18 protein-coding genes and 1 riboswitch are annotated in these 23,919 nt (G+C 38.0%); of the genes, 8 read left to right on the top strand and 10 right to left on the bottom strand.

What is annotated here, in order from left to right:
* Positions 1–280 precede the first annotated feature (280 nt).
* The 4 genes from V5N67_RS04470 to V5N67_RS04455 all read left to right on the top strand — a co-directional run bounded on the left by V5N67_RS04470 (position 281) and on the right by V5N67_RS04455 (position 8,761).
* Positions 281–3,463, top strand: a complete 3,183-nt coding sequence (locus V5N67_RS04470) for an autotransporter outer membrane beta-barrel domain-containing protein (RefSeq protein WP_442879244.1) — start codon at positions 281–283, stop codon at positions 3,461–3,463.
* Between the two features lie 457 nt (positions 3,464–3,920).
* A complete protein-coding gene (locus V5N67_RS04465; protein WP_332060701.1) occupies positions 3,921–7,397 on the top strand; it encodes an autotransporter outer membrane beta-barrel domain-containing protein in 3,477 nt (1,158 codons plus the stop codon).
* Between the two features lie 198 nt (positions 7,398–7,595).
* The gene (locus V5N67_RS04460; protein ID WP_332060700.1) at positions 7,596–7,931 is read left to right on the top strand and encodes a hypothetical protein; all 336 of its coding nucleotides are present in this window, start codon (positions 7,596–7,598) and stop codon (positions 7,929–7,931) included.
* A gap of 500 nt (positions 7,932–8,431) precedes the next feature.
* Positions 8,432–8,761, top strand: coding sequence for a hypothetical protein (locus V5N67_RS04455; RefSeq protein ID WP_332060699.1), 330 nt, complete (start codon positions 8,432–8,434; stop codon positions 8,759–8,761).
* A 226-nt stretch (positions 8,762–8,987) separates the two neighbouring features.
* On the opposite strand, the gene V5N67_RS04450 is transcribed toward V5N67_RS04455, so the two are convergent.
* The 3 genes from V5N67_RS04450 to V5N67_RS04440 are packed head-to-tail and all read right to left on the bottom strand — an operon-like array spanning position 8,988 to position 11,753.
* A complete protein-coding gene (locus tag V5N67_RS04450; protein WP_332060732.1) occupies positions 8,988–9,959 on the bottom strand; it encodes a WD40 repeat domain-containing protein in 972 nt (323 codons plus the stop codon).
* 10 nt (positions 9,960–9,969) lie between these two features.
* Complete coding sequence (locus V5N67_RS04445; protein ID WP_332060698.1) at positions 9,970–10,998, bottom strand: CobW family GTP-binding protein; 1,029 nt, start codon at positions 10,996–10,998, stop codon at positions 9,970–9,972.
* A gap of 11 nt (positions 10,999–11,009) precedes the next feature.
* Complete coding sequence (locus tag V5N67_RS04440) at positions 11,010–11,753, bottom strand: creatininase family protein (RefSeq protein WP_332060697.1); 744 nt, start codon at positions 11,751–11,753, stop codon at positions 11,010–11,012.
* Between the two features lie 1,484 nt (positions 11,754–13,237).
* Between V5N67_RS04440 and V5N67_RS04435 the strand changes: the two genes are divergently transcribed.
* A complete protein-coding gene (locus V5N67_RS04435) occupies positions 13,238–13,576 on the top strand; it encodes a hypothetical protein (RefSeq protein ID WP_332060696.1) in 339 nt (112 codons plus the stop codon).
* Positions 13,577–13,881: 305 nt separating this feature from the next.
* Here the strand turns inward: V5N67_RS04435 and V5N67_RS04430 are convergent, their stop codons facing one another.
* Positions 13,882–15,213, bottom strand: coding sequence for an NAD(P)H-dependent oxidoreductase (locus V5N67_RS04430; RefSeq protein ID WP_332060695.1), 1,332 nt, complete (start codon positions 15,211–15,213; stop codon positions 13,882–13,884).
* Between the two features lie 181 nt (positions 15,214–15,394).
* Here V5N67_RS04430 and V5N67_RS04425 point away from each other — a divergent pair, with 181 nt between their 5' ends.
* Positions 15,395–15,865: a MaoC family dehydratase gene (locus V5N67_RS04425; protein ID WP_332060694.1), complete on the top strand. Its 471-nt coding sequence runs from the start codon at positions 15,395–15,397 to the stop codon at positions 15,863–15,865.
* A 14-nt stretch (positions 15,866–15,879) separates the two neighbouring features.
* Here the strand turns inward: V5N67_RS04425 and V5N67_RS04420 are convergent, their stop codons facing one another.
* Genes V5N67_RS04420 through V5N67_RS04410 form a run of 3 tightly spaced genes read right to left on the bottom strand, consistent with a single transcriptional unit; the run spans position 15,880 to position 18,391 of the window.
* Positions 15,880–16,539 (bottom strand): methionine ABC transporter permease, encoded by a 660-nt coding sequence (locus tag V5N67_RS04420; protein WP_332060693.1) that lies wholly within the window; start codon positions 16,537–16,539, stop codon positions 15,880–15,882.
* Entirely contained in the window at positions 16,532–17,566 is a 1,035-nt protein-coding gene (locus V5N67_RS04415; protein ID WP_332060692.1) for a methionine ABC transporter ATP-binding protein, read from the bottom strand. The genes V5N67_RS04420 and V5N67_RS04415 overlap by 8 nt, the downstream gene beginning before the upstream one ends.
* 6 nt (positions 17,567–17,572) lie before the next feature.
* Entirely contained in the window at positions 17,573–18,391 is an 819-nt protein-coding gene (locus V5N67_RS04410) for a MetQ/NlpA family ABC transporter substrate-binding protein (RefSeq protein WP_332060691.1), read from the bottom strand.
* A 518-nt stretch (positions 18,392–18,909) separates the two neighbouring features.
* Between V5N67_RS04410 and V5N67_RS04405 the strand changes: the two genes are divergently transcribed.
* Positions 18,910–19,539 (top strand): SH3 domain-containing protein, encoded by a 630-nt coding sequence (locus V5N67_RS04405; RefSeq protein WP_332060690.1) that lies wholly within the window; start codon positions 18,910–18,912, stop codon positions 19,537–19,539.
* Between the two features lie 71 nt (positions 19,540–19,610).
* On the opposite strand, the gene V5N67_RS04400 is transcribed toward V5N67_RS04405, so the two are convergent.
* The 3 genes from V5N67_RS04400 to V5N67_RS04390 form a co-directional block, all read right to left on the bottom strand.
* Positions 19,611–20,642 (bottom strand): aspartate-semialdehyde dehydrogenase, encoded by a 1,032-nt coding sequence (locus tag V5N67_RS04400; protein WP_332060689.1) that lies wholly within the window; start codon positions 20,640–20,642, stop codon positions 19,611–19,613.
* Between the two features lie 596 nt (positions 20,643–21,238).
* Complete coding sequence (locus V5N67_RS04395) at positions 21,239–21,445, bottom strand: Trm112 family protein (protein WP_332060688.1); 207 nt, start codon at positions 21,443–21,445, stop codon at positions 21,239–21,241.
* 13 nt (positions 21,446–21,458) lie between these two features.
* Positions 21,459–22,121: an LON peptidase substrate-binding domain-containing protein gene (locus V5N67_RS04390; RefSeq protein ID WP_332060687.1), complete on the bottom strand. Its 663-nt coding sequence runs from the start codon at positions 22,119–22,121 to the stop codon at positions 21,459–21,461.
* 436 nt (positions 22,122–22,557) lie between these two features.
* Positions 22,558–22,657: riboswitch (glycine riboswitch) on the top strand.
* Positions 22,658–22,795: 138 nt separating this feature from the next.
* Between V5N67_RS04390 and gcvT the strand changes: the two genes are divergently transcribed.
* Positions 22,796–23,914 (top strand): glycine cleavage system aminomethyltransferase GcvT, encoded by a 1,119-nt coding sequence (gene gcvT / locus V5N67_RS04385; protein ID WP_332060686.1) that lies wholly within the window; start codon positions 22,796–22,798, stop codon positions 23,912–23,914.
* The last annotated feature ends 5 nt before the right edge of the window (positions 23,915–23,919 follow it).

Raw genomic sequence — 23,919 nt, 5'->3', positions numbered from 1 at the left:
GAAAATCACTAAGATAAATTACAATTTTAAGTTGTGCTATTTGTTCCTATTTTCACTTTACACGAGATACAGAATGTATTATACACGTATTGATTGTGTTTAATGATTATTCTCTTATAAGTAGTTGTTGTGTTGCTAAGAGAACTTCAGCTGAATTTAATTTGAATAATTCGTGGTCCAGTCAAGGGAGCAGTAAGCTCATCCTTTTTGTTTTTTATATGAGGATGTTTTGCTGGTGCTTTTATTTTTAACGGAGGGGAAGGGAAATTTCGATGGAGCTATGATTAAAGTGTTTAGAAATCATGTATATTTATGTACCCTTGCGACGGCTGTTTTTACTTTTTTACAGAGTGGAGTAGGGAGTAGCGCGAGCGTAGGGGAAAGTGGATCTACTTACAGTGGTGGCAGCAGTGGTGTCCCTTATATCATCAAGGTTAGTTCTATTGATGGCGAAAATAGTAATGAGAATGTTTTTGGAAGGAATTTATTTTATAATTATGAAACCTCTGATGGTTCTAAGGGGAGTCATACTATCGAGATTCCATCTATTGGCAGTGGAAATAATGATGATGGTATCATTGAAAGTAATTTCTTTGAAGTTCACACTTATAATGACACTAGCGGTAATCCCTATACAATTACGGTCAAGTATCCTAATGTTTTCGAAAATGATATCAATTATGATACTGATAGTTTTATTGAGGGGGATAAAAATTTTGATTCGCCTAAGCCATATTATATATGTAATGATTGTGGAAAAAGTAAAATTTACGATAAAATTTATAAAATCACTCAAGACAACTCTAAAGATTCTTCAGGTCTTGTTGCTATAACGATAAAAGGAAAGGCGGAGAAAAAAGAAGACGATATGGAAACGTCGGGGGGTGAAGAAACGAAAGTAAGAGGAAAGAATATAATTATTCATAGTGAGGTTCCAGGTAAACTTTTTACACGTGGTGTGTCTGTCTCAGAGGGAGGAAGGGCTGTTTTTAATGGTTTGAACATAAAAAATGCCACTCAAGCTCTTTATACGAGTCGAGGACATCTTAGGGTAAAAAATGGGAATATTGAGGAGAGTGAAAATGGTGTTCAAGCACTAGGGAGAGAAACGTATATTCTTTTAATCGATACAAAAATTAATACGAAGGCTGGGAAAGCAAGCCTTTACAGTTATGGCGATTCAAAAATTAGAATGAAGGGTGGATTAATTAATTTTAAGGAGAGCCATGGAGTTCATTCAATAATGAATGGAGAAGTGAGTCTTAATGGTGTTACTATTAATGGAACAGGAAAAAAGAATAACGAAGGCAATCATGCAACCTTTCTTTTAGATTACGGTGCTTCTGTTGATTTTAAGGGAATTGCCGATGTTACTGATATTCATGGCATCAAGGTAGAAAATACACTCATAACTCCTAATTCGGTTCTGCCACCTAAGAACACCGATGATAATATTACAACAACTACAATCAATATTACAGATTCTTCTTTTAAAGTAAGTGGTGATACATCTTATGGTATATACTTTCAGGGAGATGGGCGGTGGAAAGACTCCAACCTTGGAGAAATTTTAGAGGGAAGAGAATTTCCACATAAATTGCAGTTTGTTAATTTGCAGAGAACGGTATTTTCGGTGTCAAATAATGTAGCGATTTATGGTGTTGAAGATTCTTATGGGGCTGTTAGCTTATTGCAGAGCTCCCTTAGCTCAGGGAGTTTATTGTTAAAAGCTGAAAAAGGTGCTCATTTAACGGTTTTTGCTAATGCTTCTAGCCTTGAAGGAGGTTCTTATGTTGATACCGATTCTACTGCTGAATTTTATTTGAGCAACAGTTCAGGATGGGTTTTAGAACCAAAGAAACAGAGAGATTCGCATGAATCTAACATTGCAAAAGAGCATTTTGCGTCATTCGTAAGTCTTATAGATGATAGTATTATTCGTTTTAAACAATTAAAATCTACTTCGGATTATAGTTATCAAACACTCCGCATTGGAACGGGAGAGGGGCAGGCTTATAGGGCGCAGGATGGTGCGCATTTTTATCTTAGTGCATATCTGAATGCTGGTGGTTCGCTTGATGAGCAGCAAACTGATCGTGTTTTAATTTATGGTGATGTTACTGGAAAAACGATGGTTCATGTCGCTGCGATTTTAGGGAGCCCTGGGGGAGAAACGGGAAATGGTAATGATAAAGGCTTTTCTATTATTCAGGTTTCTGGAGAAGCAGAGGAAAATTCTTTTTTGCTAGATGGTGATTATATCACACTGCATGGTACGCCTTATCAGTATGAGCTTTATGCTTATGGTCCAACATCTCATTTAGGAGCTGCAAATTCTGATCAAAGATTAGTTAAAGGCCAAGGGGGTTTTTGGGACTATCGCCTTGAAAGTAAATCTGTTGATCCCAGACCTAAGCCTGAACCTCCTGCTCCAGAGCCAGGTCCCAGACCAGAACCAGGCCCTAGACCAGAGCCAGAACCAAAACCAGAGGTGAAGGCTGTTGTTCCGCAAGTTCCGACCTATCTGCTTTTACCAAATGCTTTATTTCAGACGGGTTTGATGGATATTAGCAATCAAAATAAGCAGTTAGAAGCTATGCGGACTGCTTCCACTGGAGTTTTGGGAGAAGATGAAAATCCTGCTTTATTTTTACGCGGTTATGGCGGAAATCACCGTTATGCTTCAAATTTGTCTGCGCTTGAGTATGGTTATGGAGGCGATCTTGATTATAATGCTTTAGAAGCAGGTATGTTATTGAAAACAATTGAGAACGCGTACAGTACGGTGTCCTTTGGTGTTATAGGGACTTATGGGAGGTTATCTTTACAGCCTCTAGATGTTGAGAAAAGTCAAAAAAGCGCATTTGATAAATGGTTAGTTACAGCATATGGTAGTATGCAGCATGATGCAGGTTTTTATGTGGATGGTCTTTTATCTTATGGTCTGTTTAAAGGTGATGTTCTCACCCTTGCACGGGGTAAGACTGCGACGTTGAAAGGACATTTTTGGGATGCTTCGTTGACTGCTGGTCAAACATTTGCAATAGGGGATGAAGGTTTTGTTTTTGACCCGCAGGCTCAGGTTGTTTATCAACATCTCCAATTTAATAAGGCACGTGATATTGATAATTTTGACATTAACATGGGAAAACCGGATCAATGGGTAATGCGTGTTGGTGGGCGTTTAACTAAGACACTTAGTGTGAATGATGAAGAGGCACGCGTTGTTGCTGTTTATAGCAAGTTACACTTTGCCCATAGTTTCGGGAAGAAACAGTCTGTTCACTTTAAAGATGCTTTCCAGTTGGGTGCTTTTGGCTCTTCTGTAGAAGCTGGATTAGGGGTTAATGCTCGATTATCCTCAAAATTTGCACTTCATGGTGATTTAGCATATCAGCATAAGCTTACAAAGGCTGGTTTTTCTGGAACCACTTTTTCTGGCGGGTTGCGTTATCATTTCTAGTCAAATTATGTATTTTGAATAGTTCTTTAAAGCCACAAGTTATGCTTGTGGCTTTTTTAAACCGTTTTATCTTGTCATTATTTTGAAAATAAGTATCATATATTTTCTAATGGTGCTTTTAGTTTCGTTCTCTTTTTAGAGACTAAAGAAGGCCTTTATGCTCAATATTTTACAACTTGTGCATTGCCGGTAATTTACGAAAGCTAATTCTTGAATAATCGCTTTTTCGGTAAGCTTTTCTATCATTTTTTAAGCATCTTCCAACCATTTGTTTTGTGAAAGTTACAAATTTGGATTGCGACTTTTTTCGTAATTTTTTTACTTTAGCTTTACATAAAACACAAAATGGATTAATAAAACACAAAATGAATTATATATTGCGTGCAGCTTAAGCAGTTAGAGCCAAGCGCGCATTTTTGTTTTTAATGCGAAGGGGAAGAAAGTTTGTAGTAGAATTATGATCAAAATATCTAAAAATCATCTACCTTTATGTACTTTTACAACGGTTGTTCTTTTTTTTGTGCACAATGCCAATGCGCAATCTTCTGGGCAGAACAAATTCTCATGTAAAACAAGTGATTCATTTTATAGATGCAATGATGGTACAGAACACAACATTGCTGATAAAATCTATCCGTTTGTTAATGATAGCATTGATGCAGCCGTAGAAGCAGTTGGAAAAGGTACATGGATTAAAGCAAATGATATAACTGTTAAGCATGCTATGGATACAAATGATGATCCAGAAAACGGTTCTTGGAGACATGGTGTAAAGATATCAGAGGGAGGAAAAGTTTCTCTCGTCAATTCGACTTTGAAGGGTGTGTTAATAGGTATGGATGCTAATTATGGCACGATTGACATGCAAGGCGGATTGATTGATGCAGTCCGCATAGGTGTTAGTGTAGCTGATAAACAATCGGCTGTTATTTTAACTAATACAACAATTCAGACGGGTGCTGATGCGATTAGTCTTTTTAGTCATGGTAATGCGAAAATTGGGATGGTGGCAGGGACAATTAATTTTATAGGTGGCATTGGGGTTCAAACAGGAGGAGGGGGAAAAGTTATTTTAGATGGCGTTTCCATTACCGAAAATGGCACTCAAATGACGAAAAAGAGCCATAATAATAAAAATACAGCTTTTCATATGCTCCAAGGTGATGGTTCTATTAATTTTCAGAAGGGTACAATTAAAGTTACCAATGCTCATGGTATTTTATTGGAAGGGATGAATAATCGTGTTGATATTAATGATTCCCGTGTTGAAGTGCGCAGTAATGCATTTTATGGCATGCGCTTTTTTTGGGAAGAAGCATATACAGGAAGGTCAAAAATAACTGCGCACGGAACAGGAACCGTCCATTTGCAAAATACGACTTTTATAGTTCCAGAAAGTACGGTTATTTATAGCACAAAGTTTGATAGTTTGATTCAATTTTCAAAAGATACAAAAGTTTCTGGAAATGTATTGCTAAAGGCTGAGAAAGGGTCTTCTGTAAAGATTATAGCAGATGCTTCTACCCTTGCAGGTGGGGTTCGTGTTGATGAACATTCTACTGCTGATCTTTCCCTGAGAAATGGTTCAAAATGGATTTTATCTCGACCAAGACATAAAGATTCACGAGATTCTCATATTATGGGAGTTTCATCTATTTCATCTGTAGATCTTATTAATAGTTCTATTTTTTTTGAAAAGGTCACAATCAACACGGCTCATAATTATCAAACACTTCGCATTGGAAAAGGATCTGGCACGGTTTATAATGCACAGGGCAATGCACATCTTTATCTCAATACATGTTTGGATAAAGGGGGAAAAATTAGTGATCAAAAAACTGACCGGGTTTTGATTCATGGTAATATTTCTGGAGAAACGATAGTACATGTGCAAATTGTTCCAGGAAGTTTAGGGGAATTAACGGGTGTCGGAAATAGCGAAGGCATTTCCATTATTCAGGTTTCGGGAACAGCAAACCAAAACTCCTTTCGACTCAATCGCAGTTATGTCGCAGCGAAAAATTCACCTTATCAATATCATCTTGTTGCTTATGGTTCACAATCCACTTTAGGGTCAGCGGATGTCAGTCAAAAACTGGTAAATCATGGAAGAGCGTTTTGGGATTTTCGTCTCGAAAGTAAATATGTTAAGTCTATTTCTCGTCCTGATCATGGTTCGTCTTCTGTTTCTGATCCAGTGATACCTATGCACACTCCTAACGAAAATGTTTTTCATTCTGTTACAGAGATTGATTCTAAGCAAAATCCTGAGACGCTGCATCCCCTTATCCCTGTTACACCACCTACTGTCTCTGTCGTGCCTGAGCAAAGTTCTCCTGCCGCTCCACCTGTTCCTTCTATTCCTGTTGCACCTGAGCAAGATATTGTTCTTTCTACGCCTCAACCTCATTTTCCTGATTTAACTATACGCGGGACTACTCCTCCTGAGCCTGAAAAAAATCTTATTGTTGTGAAACCTCAGCCTGAATCTAGTGTTGTGCCACCTGTTCCGAGTGTCCCTGAACAAGGCCTTTCTCCTTTCACACCTCCGCCTAACTCTCCTGATTTAACTATACGCGAGACTGCTCCTCCTGAGCCTGAGAAAAATCCTATTGTTGTGAAACCTCAGCCTGAATCCACTGTTGTGCCACCTGTTCCGAGTGTCCCTGAACAAGACCTTTCTCCTTTCACACCTCCGCCTAACTCTCCTGATTTAACTATACGCGAGACTGCTCCTCCTGAGCCTGAGAAAAATCCTATTGTTGTGAAACCTCAGCCTGAATCTAGTGTTGTGCCACCTGTTCCTAGTGTCCCTGAGCAAGACCTTTCTCCTTCTGCACCTTCGCCTAACTCTCCTGATTTAACTATACGCGAGACTGCTCCTTCTGAGCCTGAGAAAAATCTTACTTCTGTTTCGTCTAAGGTTGTTTCTGTTTTCGAAATTATTCCTTGTTGTGAGAAAAATGTGAGAGCTGTTGTTCCACAAATTCCGACTTATTTGCTTTTGCCAAATAGCTTATTCCATGCTGGTTTGATGGATATTAGCAATCAAAATAAACAATTGGAAACTATGCGAACTTCTTCTAGGGGAATGTTGAACATTGATGAAAATCCTGCTCTTTTTTTGCGTGGTTATGGTAGCAACCACCGTTATGTTTCAAATTTATCCGCACTTGAATATGGTTACGGAGGTAATCTTGATTATAATGCTATAGAGACGGGCATTTTATTGAAAACAATCGAGAGTGCGTACAGTACTACATTTTTTGGTGTTATGGGGAGTTATGGAAAACTTTCTCTTCAGCCTCGGGATGTTGAACAAAGTGAAAAAAGTGCATTTGATAAATGGACTGTTACAGCGTATGGTAGCATAGAACATGATGCGGGTTGTTATATAGATGGTCTTTTGTCTTATGGTTTGTTTAGAGGTGATGTTTTCACTTCTGCATGGGGGAAAACAGCAACATTAAGAGGTAAGTCCTTAAGTACTTCATTGACTATTGGTAAAGCATTTATGACAAGAGTTGCTGATGTTGTTTTTGATCCGCAGGTTCAGATTGTTTATCAAAATCTGCAATTTCATAAGGCGCATGATATTGACGGCTTTGATGTTGAAATGGGTAAACCTGATCATTGGATCATGCGTGTTGGTGGGCGTTTAACAAAGATACTTACTGTAACCGAAGATGCACGTATTATTTCTTTTTATGGAAAGTTTCATTTTATTCGTGATTTTAGTGATAAACAATTTGTGCATTTTAAAGATGCTTTTCAATTAGGAGCTTTTGGTTCTTCTTTAGAAGCTGGAGGGGGGATCTATTCGCAATTGTCTCCCACCATTATACTTCATAGTGATTTGGCTTATCAGCATAATCTTACTAAAGCAGGTTTTTCAGGAGTTCGTTTTTCTGGTGGGCTCAGTTATCGTTTTTAGTTATATTTTTTTGAAAATCACAAATATAAATCGTGATTCTATGTCATTTTTATATTTTTCTTTACATAAATACATAATGTGCTATAAATTGACATAATTTAATGAACAGAACAAAAAAAAGCCATATTTTAAAAATCTATCTGGATGTTTTGAGCTCTGTTCATATTTGAAGAGGGGGAAGGTAAGTGAGGTGAGGCTATGCTTAAAATGTTTAGAAAGAACGTGCCTTTAGGTATTTTTGTAGTGGTTATTTGTTCTTTTTTGCAGGTTGCAGGTGCTAATGCAAATTTTAGAAGAGAATATTCTCAGCAGACCTCCTTTGTTTCTATGAGTGTGCAAGAAAGTATTAAGTCAATAAATATGGCAGTTGCTAATGCTTTGGGTGAAAATATTGAACAAACAGAAGGTTTTGTGATTACAAATGTCCACAGGGCAAGCTTGACTGTTTCTATTGTGTGTGGCGTTTTTTCTGGTTTACTTTCTAGTTTACTTTGGGAAGCTATAAGTTACGTATGGAAACTTCTGAAACGATAGTTAACCCTTATGAAGGGCGATTTTGAGCCTCATTATTTTGTTATTGACAATGAGCATATAAATATTCATGGCAAGCCGTTTTGCTGGAGTTTTTGAAGGTGGACGGCTTGCCATTTTTGTAGGGGATGTGATTTGGTGCTTTTAGTTTTTTAAAGATGGGGTGGGGTTTCACTCTCAACGGTTCTCGTAATTACGCTTTGACAATTATTTGATCTGCGAGCATAAAGCTTGCAGAAGCTGATTTTTTTTAGAATTTATTTTTTCTGCAATTTACATTATCAATTTTATACCACATTTTTGATGTATTAAAAAATATACAATCTTTGGTTGTAAAATTTAGTTGTAACTTTGTGTTAGCTTAAATAAAAATACAAAATATTTCAGGTGATTACGTACGTAATTTAATAAGTGCGTTTTCGTTTTTTTCAGATGTTTAGGGGAGTATTTTTTGAGCTAATGCTTCATTTTTGAATGGAGGGGAGAAAATTTGAGGTGATATTATGCTTAAAATGTTTAAAAAAAATGTGTCTTTGGGTGCTTCTGCAGCAATTGTGAGTTTTCTTTTGCAAGTTGCAGATGTTAATGCAAATGTTGAAAGAGGACAATTTCAGCAAAATACTTCTGTCTCTATGGCAGTACAAGAAGATATTAAGGCGATGAATATGGCAGTCAGCAGCGCTTTAAGTGAAAATGTTGAAAAAACAGAAGGTTTTGAAAAAGTAAGTGTAAGTGCTGTTTCGTATAATATATTTTCTGGTTTCTGGTCTGGTTTATGGCGTACCGTTGCGAGTTATTTTTCAGGTATTACTGGAGTGATAATTAAGCTATAGAAGGGACAATTTTGAGTTTCATTATTTTTTCATTGGGAATGAGTGTATTAATATTCATGACAAGCCGTTTTTGCTGAAATTTTTGAAGGCAAGCGGCTTGTTATTTTTGAGAAAGTTTATGATTTAGTGTTTTTTTAGAAGATGGGATGGGTTTTATGCTAAGTCACAAGGGGAGGTATTTTTACTTTCTTCAAATTAAGCAAACCGTTGTTGTTGGCGCTTTTTTTTAAGCACTAATGTTTATAATACCGCATTCACCATTTTCGCTACCGAAGGCGAGACGATGTCCTGTTTTATCCCAGCTTAACGCTGAAATAGCGCTTTTCCCACAATTTTTGAGAAGGGCTTCTTTTCCATCACGAAAATGCGAACAGAGGATCATTCCATCATTGAAGCCTATTGCTACAATATCTTCGCTTGGGTGGCATGAGACTGTGCTGACAAGTGCATTTGCTCGTGTGCCGAGTTCTAGCGGTGCTTTACCCATGGGGCCATCTTTTGTATGAAAAGGCCAAACAATTGCTGCGGATGCACCTGATGTTGCTAACCATTTTCCTTTTTGGCTCCAAGACCAGCTTTTGACTTTGCTTGGGTAGCCACTCATACGTAAATGTTGATTATCTGTAAGACGCCAGCCATGGAGAGCGTTTTCTTGCATAGTAGAGATGACATAGCGGTTGTCTGGTGAAAAGGTAACACCAAAATGTGCGCCTTTCCATGTCAATGTCGTTGGGGCTATTTGCGTTGATAACCAATGAAGGGTAACACCATTGTAATGGGCAACGGCGAGACGTAAACCTTTTGGGGAAAAAGCAAGACCTTCTACACTGCGTTCATGTGTTAGCTCTTGTTGTTCTTTGCCGATATTTACTGATGCTAGGCGTGAAGAGGCAAAGGCAAAAATTTTCTGTGGTCCAAAAGCAACATGGCTTATCCATTTGCGCTCTTGTTTCCCTAGCACTTTTGTTTGGCCATCTGATGTTGTTTGACAAGCTTTTCCATCTTCGCCACCTGTGATGATCGCTGTGTTGTCATGGGAAAAATGGCTTGAAATTATTCCTTGATGAACTTCAATAGTTTGTGGGGCTGGATTGAGAAAAACAATTAAACCTTCCACTGAAATGAAAGCTGGTTTATTGTCAATAAAACCGCAGGAAAGGCAATAATTTTGGAGATCGTAATTGGTAATGCTTGGCATTGTTACTCGCTTATGCGCAATTTTCAAAACCTGTTTTAAGTTTTTCAACGTCAAGGGTGCGACCAATAAATACAAGCCGACTTTCCCGTTTTTCATTTTCACGCCATGGGCGTTGATGTTGTCCTTCAAGGATCATGTGTATACCTTGAATGACATAACGATCATGATCCCCTTGGAATGCGATAATGCCCTTTAAACGCAAAATATCAGGACCTTGTTGTTGGGTCACTTGTTGGATCCACGGGAAGAACTTTTCTGGTTGAAGGGCACCTGTTTTTAAACTCACAGAAGTTATTGTAATGTCATGAATGGTGGCTGTATGGTGATGTTTATGATCATGATGACAATCGGCACCACATTCATGATCTGCATGCTGGGGATCAAGAAAATGGGGATCATTATCTAAAGTGCGTTGTAGGTCAAATGAACCACGATCGAGGAGTTTATCAAGAGGGATGTTCGCGCGTTCTGTTGCATAAATTATAGCACGGGGATTAATCGCAAGAATAAGCGATTCAACATGTGTGCGCTCTTTTTCACTGACAAGATCAATTTTGTTGAGGAGAACGATATCAGAGAAGGCAATTTGCTCTTCAGCTTCACGGCTTTTTTTAAGTTGGAGTGGAAAATGCTTTGCGTCAACGACTGCTATAACACTATCAAGTGCTGTTTTTTCATGTACGGCATCATCCATAAAAAAAGTTTGTGCAACAGGAACAGGGTCCGCCAGTCCTGTTGTTTCTATAATGATAGCATCAAATCGATGAGAACGTTGCATCAAGCTTTCCAAAACGCGGATAAGGTCGCCACGCACGGTGCAGCAAACACAGCCATTATTCATTTCATAAATTTCTTCATCCGATTCAACGATAAGATCATTATCAATACCAATTTCACCAAATTCATTGACAATGACTGCGTAACGTTTGCCATGATTTTCACTTAGAATGCGATTAAGAAGAGTGGTTTTGCCTGATCCAAGATAGCCTGTAAGAACCGTAACGGGCAATTTATGAGGCGTATTTTGTATCTTTTCCATGGTTGCACCTTTTATCGTAATGCACTTATTTTAAATCGATTGATATCATCAAGTAAACCACGAAGCCCACAAAGAACATGAGAAAAAATTGCTTCACCTGCTTGTGCTGTTGCTTTACTTGCATTGCCTGCTGCTCCCTGCGGATTAATGTCTTGCATTTTCCACCCAAAGGCATGGGAACCATAGGCGCGTAAATATTGATAGCTGTCAATCATATCAGCTTGCTTATTATGAAAATTTTCCGCATTTTCCATATGCACTTTTTCTGGTGCTAAATAAAGCATTAAAGAAGTTTCGATAAATCCTCCATGGATATCAAGATGGTGTTGAGATGGCTTCATTAAGCCTTGCGGTAAACCAAAGCGACTCCAGCTTGTTGCCACTGCGAGCATTGAAAAACGTCTTCGTAATTCAGTGATGACAATGCTCACTAAAGGCGAATTACCTCCGTGCGCGTTGAGAAGAAGAAAACGCTTGATCCCTTTATGATAGCAGCTCTCGCCAATGTTTATCCACCGCTCTATGGCATCAGAAAAGGTGAGTGTTTGTGTGCCACTCATATCCATATGTTCTACAGAGTAGCCAATTTTTTCAACGGGTAAAAGTGCGATATGAAATTGCTTTTTCATTTGTAAGGTGAGTGCTTCTGCAAAAGCTTGTGCAATGATCCAGTCGGTTTCAAAGGGGAGATGATTTCCGTGATATTCATGTGCGCCCAAGGGCAAAAGAGCGAGGAAAGGTGTGTTGGATATCATAAATTTATTGTCAAAAAAGAAGTCAATAGATGCAGCAGAGTCGTCAAAAATGGTAGAATTATTTTCTTTAATCTTAATCTATATATGAGAGAAACGCAAATAAAAGCAGTTTTATATCAAATGTGTGTGTGACAAAAAGAAGAGATTTATTAAAAATGGTAGAGATATCATGCAAAAAATTATCTAAACTTTTGATTAATAGCAAATTTCCAATATTTGAAGATTAAGTATATTTTGTAAGATTGTCCGATGAGTAATATTATTTTTGAAAAGCTGTTTGCAAGGATTATTAACTATTCCATAACATAGAATTTAAAATAAATATTTTTATCTTTTCATTCAGAGCTCAAGCTTAGATAGGGCTGCAAACATTTTAGCTTATCTTGTTGCTATTGAAGTAAAAGAACAAAATATGATTGTTGAGATTAAGAATGTGGGTATCACGAATTTTGACTTCTCATCAAGATTTCGAAGAGTTATTTTGTTAAAGACCTTGGGAGGTATTTTATTGGGAAGCTACCATTGTGTCTCAGAGGTGAAAATGTTGAAAAATCTTCCTTTCAAAATGTGTCAGACAGTTTTTTTGTTGATGATAGAAAATTGATGTAATGCGTGGGATTTTAAAGAAAATTTGGTAGAGCGTTAATGTTATAGAGAAGCAAGCACGTATTCATTTACACGATATAATGATTCAAATGATTCATACATGTGTAATAAGAGAGGATAGGTTCTTTACGTTATCAGGGTACAGCTATTAGGCTTATTGGTTGATTCTATAAAAGCGGTTTATTGCAGGGTGATACGGTTTATATTGGAGAACGGATAGATCTACTCCTTTAAGTGGCTATATATACCACCAAAGTGAGAAGAGAGATGGGGATGAAGGGGGGATGCTAAAAAACAATAGAATGTACGAGCCTTTCTCATTAATGGCAGTCTGTATCATAAAAGTTCTTCTCTTTTGATATTTATGAATTTATTTTTTGATGTATGCCTATTTTTCTGTATGCTTATAAAGTGTTGATAAACATATTGTTTTGTCCATATTGAAGCATTTTTTTAAAATTTGTGGTGATGATGAAGTGATCTGGGTGAGCGATAAAGTATAGTTTGATCCTGTAGCATTTTAATATTTTAATAATGTGGGCTTAATAATTTATGCTTAAGTGTCTTTCAATATCAATTGTTACAGTGATTTTATCTTTAGATAAGCTTAGTTAATTTGGTAATGTATGAACACGTTTTGAGGAAGAATTCCTCTATCATTTGTGATTCATTTTTTTGATCAATCACTTTTGATTTTGAAAATTTGAATTATGGCTTTTTTATGTCTTTACATATAATACATAATGTATTATGATGTGTTATGTTGCTCATATAGAGAGCCATATTGTAGTTTATATATTAAGTATAATTTTTGAATTTTCTATAATGTAAATATTCTTTTACTTTTTCAGTAAAGAAAAAGAGGAGCAAAGAAAGCTATGTTGAAATTATTTAAAATTCATATGTCTTCATATTTTTTTATAGCGTTTATTCTTTGTTTTACTCACACTGTAGAGAGTCATGCGACTATTGCGAGTGCTTGGTATCAAGAGGGGATAGTTCTTGTTGGACAAGGAAAAAATACAGTTATACAGGGGAGTGATATGGCTGTTATTCGTGATGTTGAGTCATTAGCTTTTGGGAAAGTTGAGGGTGTGTCTGCGTCTACAGCATTTTGTGGTTTTGTAAGTATTGTCTCATTACTTTATGCTTTTATTACAGGAAATTTATTTGGTATTGTGATAGCTGTTGCGTCGTTTGTGTTTCAAGCTCGCTAAATATTTATCTATTTCATTTGTGTGTTTTACTCATCATTTTGTTATTTTTGAAAAATCAATATTTGGAGCAGTTTATATTATTTTGGGAGGGGGGAGGAGGGGCTGGTAGGATTATATGGTTGAAAAGAATATGAGATGTTTTTTTTCGATATATATCGGTTAAAAATTTAAAATTCTTCGATTTAAGCTTTTCAGTTTGTTGCTCTTTTTTTACAAAAGAGAAAGTTTAAGCCTTCTTTTACAGAGCTTGTGATTATTTGGCAAGAAATGTGGTTATTTTGCAGGAAAAATGCAAAAGGGATTTTTTATACGTGGGTGGTGGAGCAATTAAGCAAAAGGTCTTGTTTGCTCCGAAGCCGTGCAATCCATTGGTTTTCTCGAATAGCAGTATTATGCACTGTGATAAGTTCATTTTTTTTAATTTCAGCTGTCACTGTTGCTTTTTCCAGAAGACCACAAGGAATAGCTTGATGAGCACGTGCTTCTGCAATGCTCATTATCCAAGCACGGTAACTGTAAAGACCGATAAAGTCTAATTGGTCACCTGGATGCAAATCTTTTTTAGCAACAGCACAGACTTCTGCTACGGGGTGACTAAGTGGTACCATATCTTTTTTTCCATAAAGCATAACACGTGCGCAGGTTAATGGAACTTCCATTGCTGTTAAATGATAGGGGCGATGAAAAGTAAAGTAAGGTCCTTGGCCAATTTTTAAATCTTCCATACGCTCGCGTAGACGTGGGTGTGCTATTTCTGCGATAACAAATACACCAGGGGAAACTCCTTGACCTGTTGAATAATCCACAACACCATATTTACTCAAAATGCCACCATCCTGTTTGGGGATAAGCACTTTGTTTAAATTTTGGAGCGCTGCTTGTGGACCATGCATTCCTGAGCAATCGGGAAGAAGCCCAGTTGCATTGGCAATTGCTGCCATTTCAACCATTGTTTTGGAGCCATCAATAAACTCAACTAACATGCGTACATTCATATTACGCCGTAATGCTTCTTCTTCGTAAAGATCAGGTGTGGCATCAAAGATAAGTGGATTGTTTTTGCCTTTACCAGCTGCAACAATTTTGTGCCCAAGGGCTGAAACAAACTCGATGAGCTCCATGCAGGAAGAGGGTTCATCACCAGCACCAAGTGTATAAATGAGACCTCGTTTTTCTGCTTCATATTTTAAATAAGTACCAATGGTAACATCTGTTTCAACATTCATCATGACAAGATGTTTGTTATTTTCAAGCGCTTTGAAGCCAATTTCTGCACCAGCTTCAGGATAGCCTGTTGCATCAACGATAATATCGATTTGCTCATGGCGCAAAACAAGGTCAATATCATCTGTGGCAGCAATCAAACCTTTTTCAATAGTTTGGGTTAAAGCAGTAGCATTTTCAACTTCGCGTGCGTGCCCATCTTCTCCATAGGCTAGTGTTGCGGCATCAAAAACACGTGATGGTGTTCGGGTGGCAACGGCTGCAATCTTTATGCCGTCCATCTGTGCAACGCTTGAAAGCAAATCTGTTCCCATTTCACCACAACCAACCAGTCCAATGCGGATAGGTTGGTGGTTTTCTGCACGTTGCTTCAAATCACGCGCTAAACCGGTTAGGCTCACATTGCTTGCCATTATTTTTTCCTATTTAAAAATTTTACGCTGCTAAAAAGATACTTTCCTCAATTTATAGAATATGTTTGCTCATGAGATTGTTAATCTTTTATTATTGATGCTCTAATCAATGGGTTTTATAAAAGCAAGAGGGTGAGTGCGCTTTTGTCAAATAAAACAGGAATGATATAGGAATGGTATTATGCAGCGAAAAATGGCGGTACAAGATATAGCGGGCTTTATTGGGAAAGAGGTAGGGTTGTCGCAGTGGCGTCTTGTTACACAAGATATGATTAATCAATTTGCGTGCGCAACAGACGATCATCAATGGATTCATGTAGATGAAGAAAAAGCAAAAGAAACACCTTTTGGTGGCACGATTGCTCATGGTTTTTTGACCTTATCGCTTTTGTCTACGCTGGCTTATGAGGCACTTCCAGAGTTGGAAGGTACAACGATGGGGATTAATTATGGTTTTGATAAAGTGCGTTTTATGAGTCCTGTAAAGACAGGTGCGCGGGTGCGTGCACGTTTTGTTTTAAAGGATGCTGAGATTCGTCCCTCTGGTCGGGTTATTTTTCATTATGAAGTGACGGTAGAAATCGAAAATTTGAAAAAGCCAGCTCTTATTGCTCATTGGATTATCATTACTATGATTGGGGAAAAAAATTAGACTCCTAAAATGTCTTAATGTTTTGTTTTATCAAATTTCTGCACAATTTTATCAGAAGACCATTGTACAATAACATTCAGAATGATCAAAAGGATGATGACGATTGTCATGATAGAAGTATTGTAACGTTGATAGCCATAACGGATTGCCATATCGCCCAAACCACCTCCGCCAAGATATCCAGCAAGTGAAGTGGCTCCGATAAGAGAAATAACCATGACTGTGAACCCAGTGATCAGGTGAGGGAGCGCTTCAGGAATAAGAACATACTTAACAATTTGAAGACGGCTCGCCCCCATGGAGCGAACAGCTTCAATCAAACCATTTTCAACGGTTTTAAAAGAAAGTTCTGCCATTCGTGCATAAAAAGGAATAGCAGAGATAGTGAGAACAAAAATCACTGCAGGCATTCCTATCCCACTTCCCACGGCTATACGGGTGAGAGGCAGCAGGTAGAATGCAAGAATAATAAAGGGGATGGCACGAATACTATCGATAATGATGCTTAAGGGGCAGTTGATAAGGCGCGATGCAAAAAGTCCTCCGCGTGCGGTTATATAGAGCAGTAGTCCAAGCGGAAGCCCTATAATAAGTGCTATCAAAGAAGCGCTCATCGTCATCAACAATGTATCAAAGATAGCACTGGGGAGCTCATGAGAGAGAACATTAAACATAGCCTAACACCTCGCAATACCGACCTTTTTCGGTTAACCATTTGACAGCTTTTTGCAAGGTTTCTTCATTTTGTCTGGGAAGACCAAGAAAGAGGCGCCCAATGGTTTCACCTTGGATTGTGTCAATGTTGCCATGCAGAATACGTGCTCTTAAACCAATTTCATCTTCAAGAAGATTGAGAAAGGGTTGCTGAGCAATTTCACCTGCAATATTAATCTCAATGACTGCCTCTTTCCCTGTTGATTTAAGGTTTTTAGCAAATTTTTCAGGAAGCTGTGGTGTAACAAGTCTGAGCATAGAAATAGTTGTTTCTTCTTGCGGTGACGTAAAAATATCTTTCACACACCCTTCTTCGACAATGCGTCCTTGATTGAGAACAATAACACGGTGCGCGATGGCGCGTACAACTTCCATTTCATGGGTAATGAGCACAATAGTAAGATTGAGACGGCTGTTAATATCGGCAAGAAGCTTCAAAATAGATTGTGTCGTTTCAGGATCAAGAGCAGAAGTTGCTTCATCTGACAACAATATTTTAGGGTCTGCTGCTAGAGCGCGCGCAATACCAACGCGCTGCTTTTGCCCTCCTGAAAGTTCTGCAGGATAACAGTTTTCTTTGCCACACAGTCCTACCAATTCAATGAGTTCAAAAGCACGTTTACGACGTTGTTGTTTACTGACACCTGCCAGTTTCAACGGCAATTCAATATTATCAATAACCTTTTGCGACGACAAAAGATTAAAATGTTGAAAAATCATACCAATACGTTGACGATAAGGTGCCCATTCTGTTTCTGAGAGATTTGAAATATCAATACCTTCAAAAAAAATAGATCCTTCATTAATGCGTTTTAATCCATTTAAACAGCGCATGAGTGTGGATTTTCCTGCACCACTGCGTCCAATAACACCAAGAATTTCACCTGCATGAATATCGAGAGATAAACGATTTATTGCTGGAGTGTCCGCTGTTTTTTTAAAACGGCAGCTAACGTTTTTTAAAGAAATAAGAGCAGGATTTTCCATTTGCAATTACCAAGATGTTTGGGCTGCTATGCCAAAAATTTCTTTTATTTTTGCACGGACAAGTTCACTATTGTAGGCAGCAACCAATTTTTGAACCCATGGCTTATCTTTGTCAGCAGTACGTACGACGATAATGTTATTATAAGGGTTATTTTCTGCTTTTTCCCATGCAATGGCATCTTTTTGTAAGTCTAATCCAGTTGTCAAAGCCCAGTTTGTATTTACAATCACGATATCGAAATCGTCAATTGCACGCCCTAAAATGCCAGCATCTAATTCACGAATTCTCAAATTTTTAGGATTTTCAATGATATCAAGTGGAGATGCGAGAATATTATGAGGATCTTTTAATTGAATAAGACCTAGAGAATGAAGAAGAAGTAAAGCTCTTCCACCATTGGACGGATCATTAGGAATGCCAATATTTGCATCATTTTGTAGTTCTTTTATCTCTTTGATTTTGTGCGAATAGATACCCATTGGGGTAACAAATGTGTACCCTGCAATTGAAAGTTTGTAGCCATGCTGTTCAATTTGATTGTTAAGATAAGGCGTGTGCTGAAAGGCATTTGCATCAATATCTCCTGCATGGACGGCATCATTTGGTACGGTGTAATCAGAAAAATAAATAAGTTCAATGTTTAAACCATTTTCTTTTGCTTGCTGAACGGCAACTTTCCAAATGACAGCTTCCTCTCCTTCCATAACACCGAGTTTGATGTTTGATTTGTCCTTTGCCATGGAAAGGGCAGCAGACAAGAAAAGTGCTAAAAGGGAAAGGAGTAACCCGATAGTAGCACTCTGGAATAACTTTTTTAATGTCATGTGTGTTTGTCTTTTTCTCTAAGGGATTTTTTTTAAGAGAAGATTCAATATATTCTGTACGATTTTGGAGAGGTACAAGAGTATAAAAGCTTCATAAAATATTCAATCATTTTTATTCTCAAAATATTATTTTCTCTTAAATTTTGCGCGCACTCTTTATATACAGCAATATATCAGTCAGAGACTATTTTTCCAAATTCAGACAATAAATTTTTGTGTTGCAATAATTTTTTTGGGGAACCAATGGCAATTTCAAAACTTCTTTACATGATGATTGTCTGAATAAACAGACGATCAGATTACGTTGTTGAAAGCAGTAAATTCATAAAGGGAACACTGCAATCAAGAAAAATAGACCGCATCAGATAAAGCGGTAGGGGAAAGAGTAAGAGAGTTGTGCTCAAAATGTGGTGGGGCTTCAAGAAAATCAAGAATTGATTCCCACTCTATTGCAATGCGGCAAATCTTTGCAAAGGCAAATATTTTGTCCCTCACATTATGGAGAGGAAGAAAAGAGAATGTTAAACAAGAGTTTTTTATCAACCACAATGATTTCGTTGTTTTTGGTCGGGTCAGGACTTGGAATGTCTACATCTCATGCGGTTGCTGGAACCGTTGCCTATATAGAATCAGGTCATGTAGTTTTACGCACAGGTCCAGCCACAACTTACAAAGCTATAGCAACAGTTCCAACTGGAGCAAAAGTAAAAATTAATGGCTGTTTATCCAATAAAACTTGGTGTTCAATTCATCATAATGGGAGAGATGGCTGGGCATTTGCACGTTATTTAAATGTCAACAATGTTCCTACGATTTCTTTCGTACCTATGCGCGTGCAACCAAACGCTATGATAAAAATACAAAAGGAAAAAGTAAATCAGATCGTTCCCCTTTTAAAAACAACCACAATGCCTAAAAAAATGCGCAAACAAGTGCAACAATACAGAGTAGATGTGGTTGTTGATGCTACAGGTGTAAAGAAAAGGGATGAGCGGACAATTTTGAATCCGTCACCCAAAGCACATGGTATATCTGTGGAACACGTGACCGCTTATAACCCGTTGTTCCCTGACAATGTTAATTTTAAAAATTTTGAACGCAATGAAACACGTTACCGTGTTATAACTTATCCTGCTCCATCAAGATAAAGAACACACTATTGTTGAGCTAGGGAAAAAACGGCAGCGGGAGACATTGTTGCTTCACGCTGCTTTTTTGTTTAAGGCGCCGACTTTGGGGTTATTAAATTATGAGCAATGAGTAATTCAGCAATTTGAATTGCATTCAATGCTGCTCCCTTTCTTAAATTGTCTGCAGCAATCCAGAAAGCGAGACCATTTTCGACGGTAATATCTTCACGAACACGACTAATAAAGGTATCATCTTCTCCTGTGCATTCATAGGGAGTGATATAGCCGCCATCTTCATGTTTATCAATAAGCTGGCAGCCAGGTGCGTTGCGCAGAAGTGTTTGTGCTTCATTGGCGCTTAGTGGTGTTTCAAACTCAACATGAACGGCTTCAGCATGACCGATGAAGACAGGCACTCGCACGGCAGTAGCTGTTAATTTGATCTTAGGATCAAGAATTTTTTTCGTTTCAACCACCATTTTCCATTCTTCTTTTGTATAACCATCTTCCATGAAGACGTCGATATGAGGAATGACGTTAAAGGCAATACGTTTGGTGAACTTTTTCGATGCGATTGGATCGGCAACAAAAACTGCTCGTGATTGTTCAAATAATTCATCCATTCCTTGCTTTCCAGCTCCAGAAACCGATTGATAAGTGGATACAACAACGCGTTTAATGCTAGCTGCATCATGGAGAGGTTTTAAAGCTAAGACAAGCTGAATTGTTGAACAATTGGGGTTGGCTATAATATTGCGCTTAGAAAATCCACCAATAGCTTGAGCATTCACTTCAGGCACAATTAACGGGACACTTGTATCATAACGCCAAGTAGACGAGTTGTCGATCACTACACAGCCAGCAGAGCCAATCTTGGGAGCATATTGTTTAGAAATGTCCCCTCCCGCAGACATAAGGCAGAGGTCTGTGTCGGAAAAATCGTACGTATCAAGTGCTCTTACTTTTAAAGTTTTATCACCATAAGACACACTCTGTCCTAATGAACGCCGTGATGCCAAAGGAACGATTTCATGAGCAGGGAAACCACGTTCTTCTAGAATTGTGAGCATTTCACGACCAACATTTCCAGTTGCGCCGACAACTGCAACTTTAAAACTCATTCCTTTTCACTCCTGTCTCTCCTCTTGTCTTCCCCAAGCTATACTCAAGAGAGGGCGAGTTTGCAAAGGAATACTAAATTATATTGTTGGTTTTCATAGATTTAATTTTATGCACATTCATTATAACTCATATCTCCAAAAAGGAGGTACATTTTGAATGCACCATCCTTTTATTTTTTTAGAGTTGAGAAAGCTTGAATATTGATGCCAAGTGGTATGAATACCTCCTTAACAGTGCTTCAATCTAGTAAACTGCTTATCTTTTGTCAATTGTTCTTCTTAGGAAATTTGAATTTTGCAATGATTGCGTTTTGCGTTTTCAATATCGGTTTTTATATGAAAAACCAAAATGGAGATTTTTATTTAACATAGGGAGTATGAGGAATAAGTTTGCAATATTTTTGTCCTAGTTTCAATTTTGACATTTTTGCTGGGAAAAGAAATTTTTTAAGTTAAATTGCAAAAATGCTATAACTTTTCTGCATTTCTTTTCTGAAAGTGAGAAGTGCTAACAAAATGAGATGAACAACGAATATTTATTGCGTACAGCTCATCGATAACAGCTTTTTACAAAAGAAAAATCTCATGAAAATTGTTTATTTTTTATACGCTTCTTTTTCATTATGCCGCAAAGGACGTGCTTCTGAGGCAAGCATGATGGGAACACCATTGCGAATAGGATAAGCAAGTTTTGCTTTAAGTGAAATTAACTCCTGTGTTTTTTGGTTTAAAGAAAGTGTTCCCCCTGTCATTGGACAGACGAGCAGTTCGAGCATTTTAGGATCAGTGACTGTTTTTTTCATATTTTAAAATCCATTAATTGAGATAGCAATATGCGCCTGTTTGTTTCATGAGTGAGCGTTCAGTTAAAGCAAGAAGAGTTTGGGCGCGAACCTCAATATCTGGAGCTTCCAGTAAGGCTTGTTTTTCTGCTGGTGTAAAAGGGATCAGAGTTGAGAAAGCATTAACCAATATGGGCGTAGGCGTTTGTATGATACTGCTCCAATTATATTCTATTTCATGTGTGGTAAGATATTTCTCAACAATATTTAACAGGTTTTCTCGATTAATGCCTTCTGGAATGTCTGGTTCTTGTAGATCGTTTATATTTGATTTAATAAGAGCAACGCGATAGGGCTTTGTCTGCATCAATTCTTGTTCTAAGGTGAAGCGACAAATCCCCTGTAATATAATGAGAAGCCGCCCATTCCCTGTTTCATTGTAGTTTGTGATACGGCCTATACAGCCTGTTTTATAAAGTTGTGTGGGGAGACAGTCTGTATTTGATGAAAGTGGTTGAATGATACCTAATAGACGATTAGATACCATAACATCTTCAACTAGTTTGAGAGCTTCTGGTTCAAAAATGTTGAGCGATAAAAAACCGCCTGGAAGTAAAAGTGCACCTTCTAAAGGGAAAAGAGCAATTTGTTTTGGTAGATCGTTTTCGCAATTATAATAGATATTGCCAGCTTTCATGAGTGTTATGTAACCTTTATTTGATGAGGTTTGGCACATAAATAACCACAGTTTATGACACTGTTCGCGATAAGAAAAACCAACCTATTGCGCGCGAAGACCATACCTACCTTTAAGTATTTACTGCTAAAAGATACAAATTCTGTAGTTACGGTTGGATCATGCAAAAGAGAAGATACTCCTTATTTGATCCTTTTAATCTGCGAAATTTTGCATTGTTCTTAAACAGTGTTTTTATTTGCAGCTTCTGCAATTCCTTGTTTACCGAAGCGTTGCTACCTACAGTTTTTATCATGCGCATAAATAATATTATAAGCTCTTTAAAATAATCTATGCAAGTATAAAAATTAAAGTGCTCTCTTCATTTTGCTGATGACAGTATAAAAAAGATAGTTTATAGACAAAAACATGTCGAAAAGAGCATTATTGCTTCTTTTATTCTTTTGCGGGAGAGTGCAGACTGCAAGCTTTCGCACCTGCCGCCGAAGGGGAAAACAGCCCATAATCTCTCAGGCTTTAAGGACCGTAAAAGAAGAAAGGCATATCTGGAAAGTCGGAAAGCCCGCACCGAAGGTGTAAGCGAAAGTTCTTTTCGCGAGTCTCTCAGGTTTGTGACAGAGGGGTGCAGAGATCAACCACAACCGTGTGGAAGTGTACGCAACTTTGGAGATATTATGGGCACGTCACAACAATTTGAAACATCTTCTTTAAAAAGACTTCCCTTACACGAAATGCATGAAAAAGCTGGGGCAAAATTTGGTGCTTTTGCTGGTTGGCAAATGCCTCTAACTTATCCTCTTGGTGTTTTGAAAGAACATCTTCATACGCGTGCTCATGCAGGCCTTTTTGATATTTCTCATATGAAACTTATTACCGTTGAGGGAGCACAAGCTGCTGAATTTTTATCCTATGCTTTGCCTGTTGATGCAGCATTGTTTAAGATAGGTCAATCACGATATAGCTATTTACTTAATGAGCAAGCTGGCATTCTTGATGATCTTATTCTTACGCGTTTGGCAGAATATCGTTTTATGTTGGTAGCAAATGCTGGGAATGCACAAGCTGATCTTGCTGAACTTGAGAGACGTGCTATTGGCTTTGAATGTCGAGTGATTGCCCTTGAAAGGGTGTTGCTTGCTCTTCAAGGTCCAGAAGCTGCAGCTGTTATAGCTGATGCAGGTTTGTCTGGTAATGAATTGTTGTTTATGCAAGGGTTTGAGCCACAACAAGATTGGTTTATGACGCGTTCTGGTTATACAGGAGAAGATGGTTTTGAAATTGCTCTTCCAGAAGATCAAGCGCATGCATTGGTAGAAAAATTGCTCAGTGATTCTCGTGTTGCGTGGATTGGTCTTGCCGCGCGCGACAGTCTTCGGTTAGAAGCGGGATTGTGCTTGCATGGTAACGATATTACACCTGATATGACACCCATTGATGCTGCATTAACATGGGCGGTTCCCAAAAATGTTCGAGAAAAAGCACAATTTTATGGAGCGAAAGCTTTTCTTGAAGCTCTCCAAAAAGGCCCCTCTCGCTGTCGTGTTGGTTTAAAGCCGCAAACGCGCCAACCGATTCGTGCAGGTGCGGTACTTTTAGATGATGAGGGAAATCAAATTGGAATAGTCACATCAGGTGGTTTTGGTCCATCTTTTGATGGTCCTGTAGCGATGGGCTATGTTCCTGTTGATTGGAAAAGTGTAGGAACGCAAGTGTTTACTCAGTTACGTGGCAAAAAGATTGCGCTATCTGTTCATGCACTTCCTTTTGTTGAACAACGTTATTTTAAAGGATAATTTTT

This window comes from Bartonella rhinolophi, from assembly GCF_036576165.1.
Lineage (GTDB): Bacteria > Pseudomonadota > Alphaproteobacteria > Rhizobiales > Rhizobiaceae > Bartonella.
This window is presented reverse-complemented; position numbering and strand designations above follow the sequence as displayed.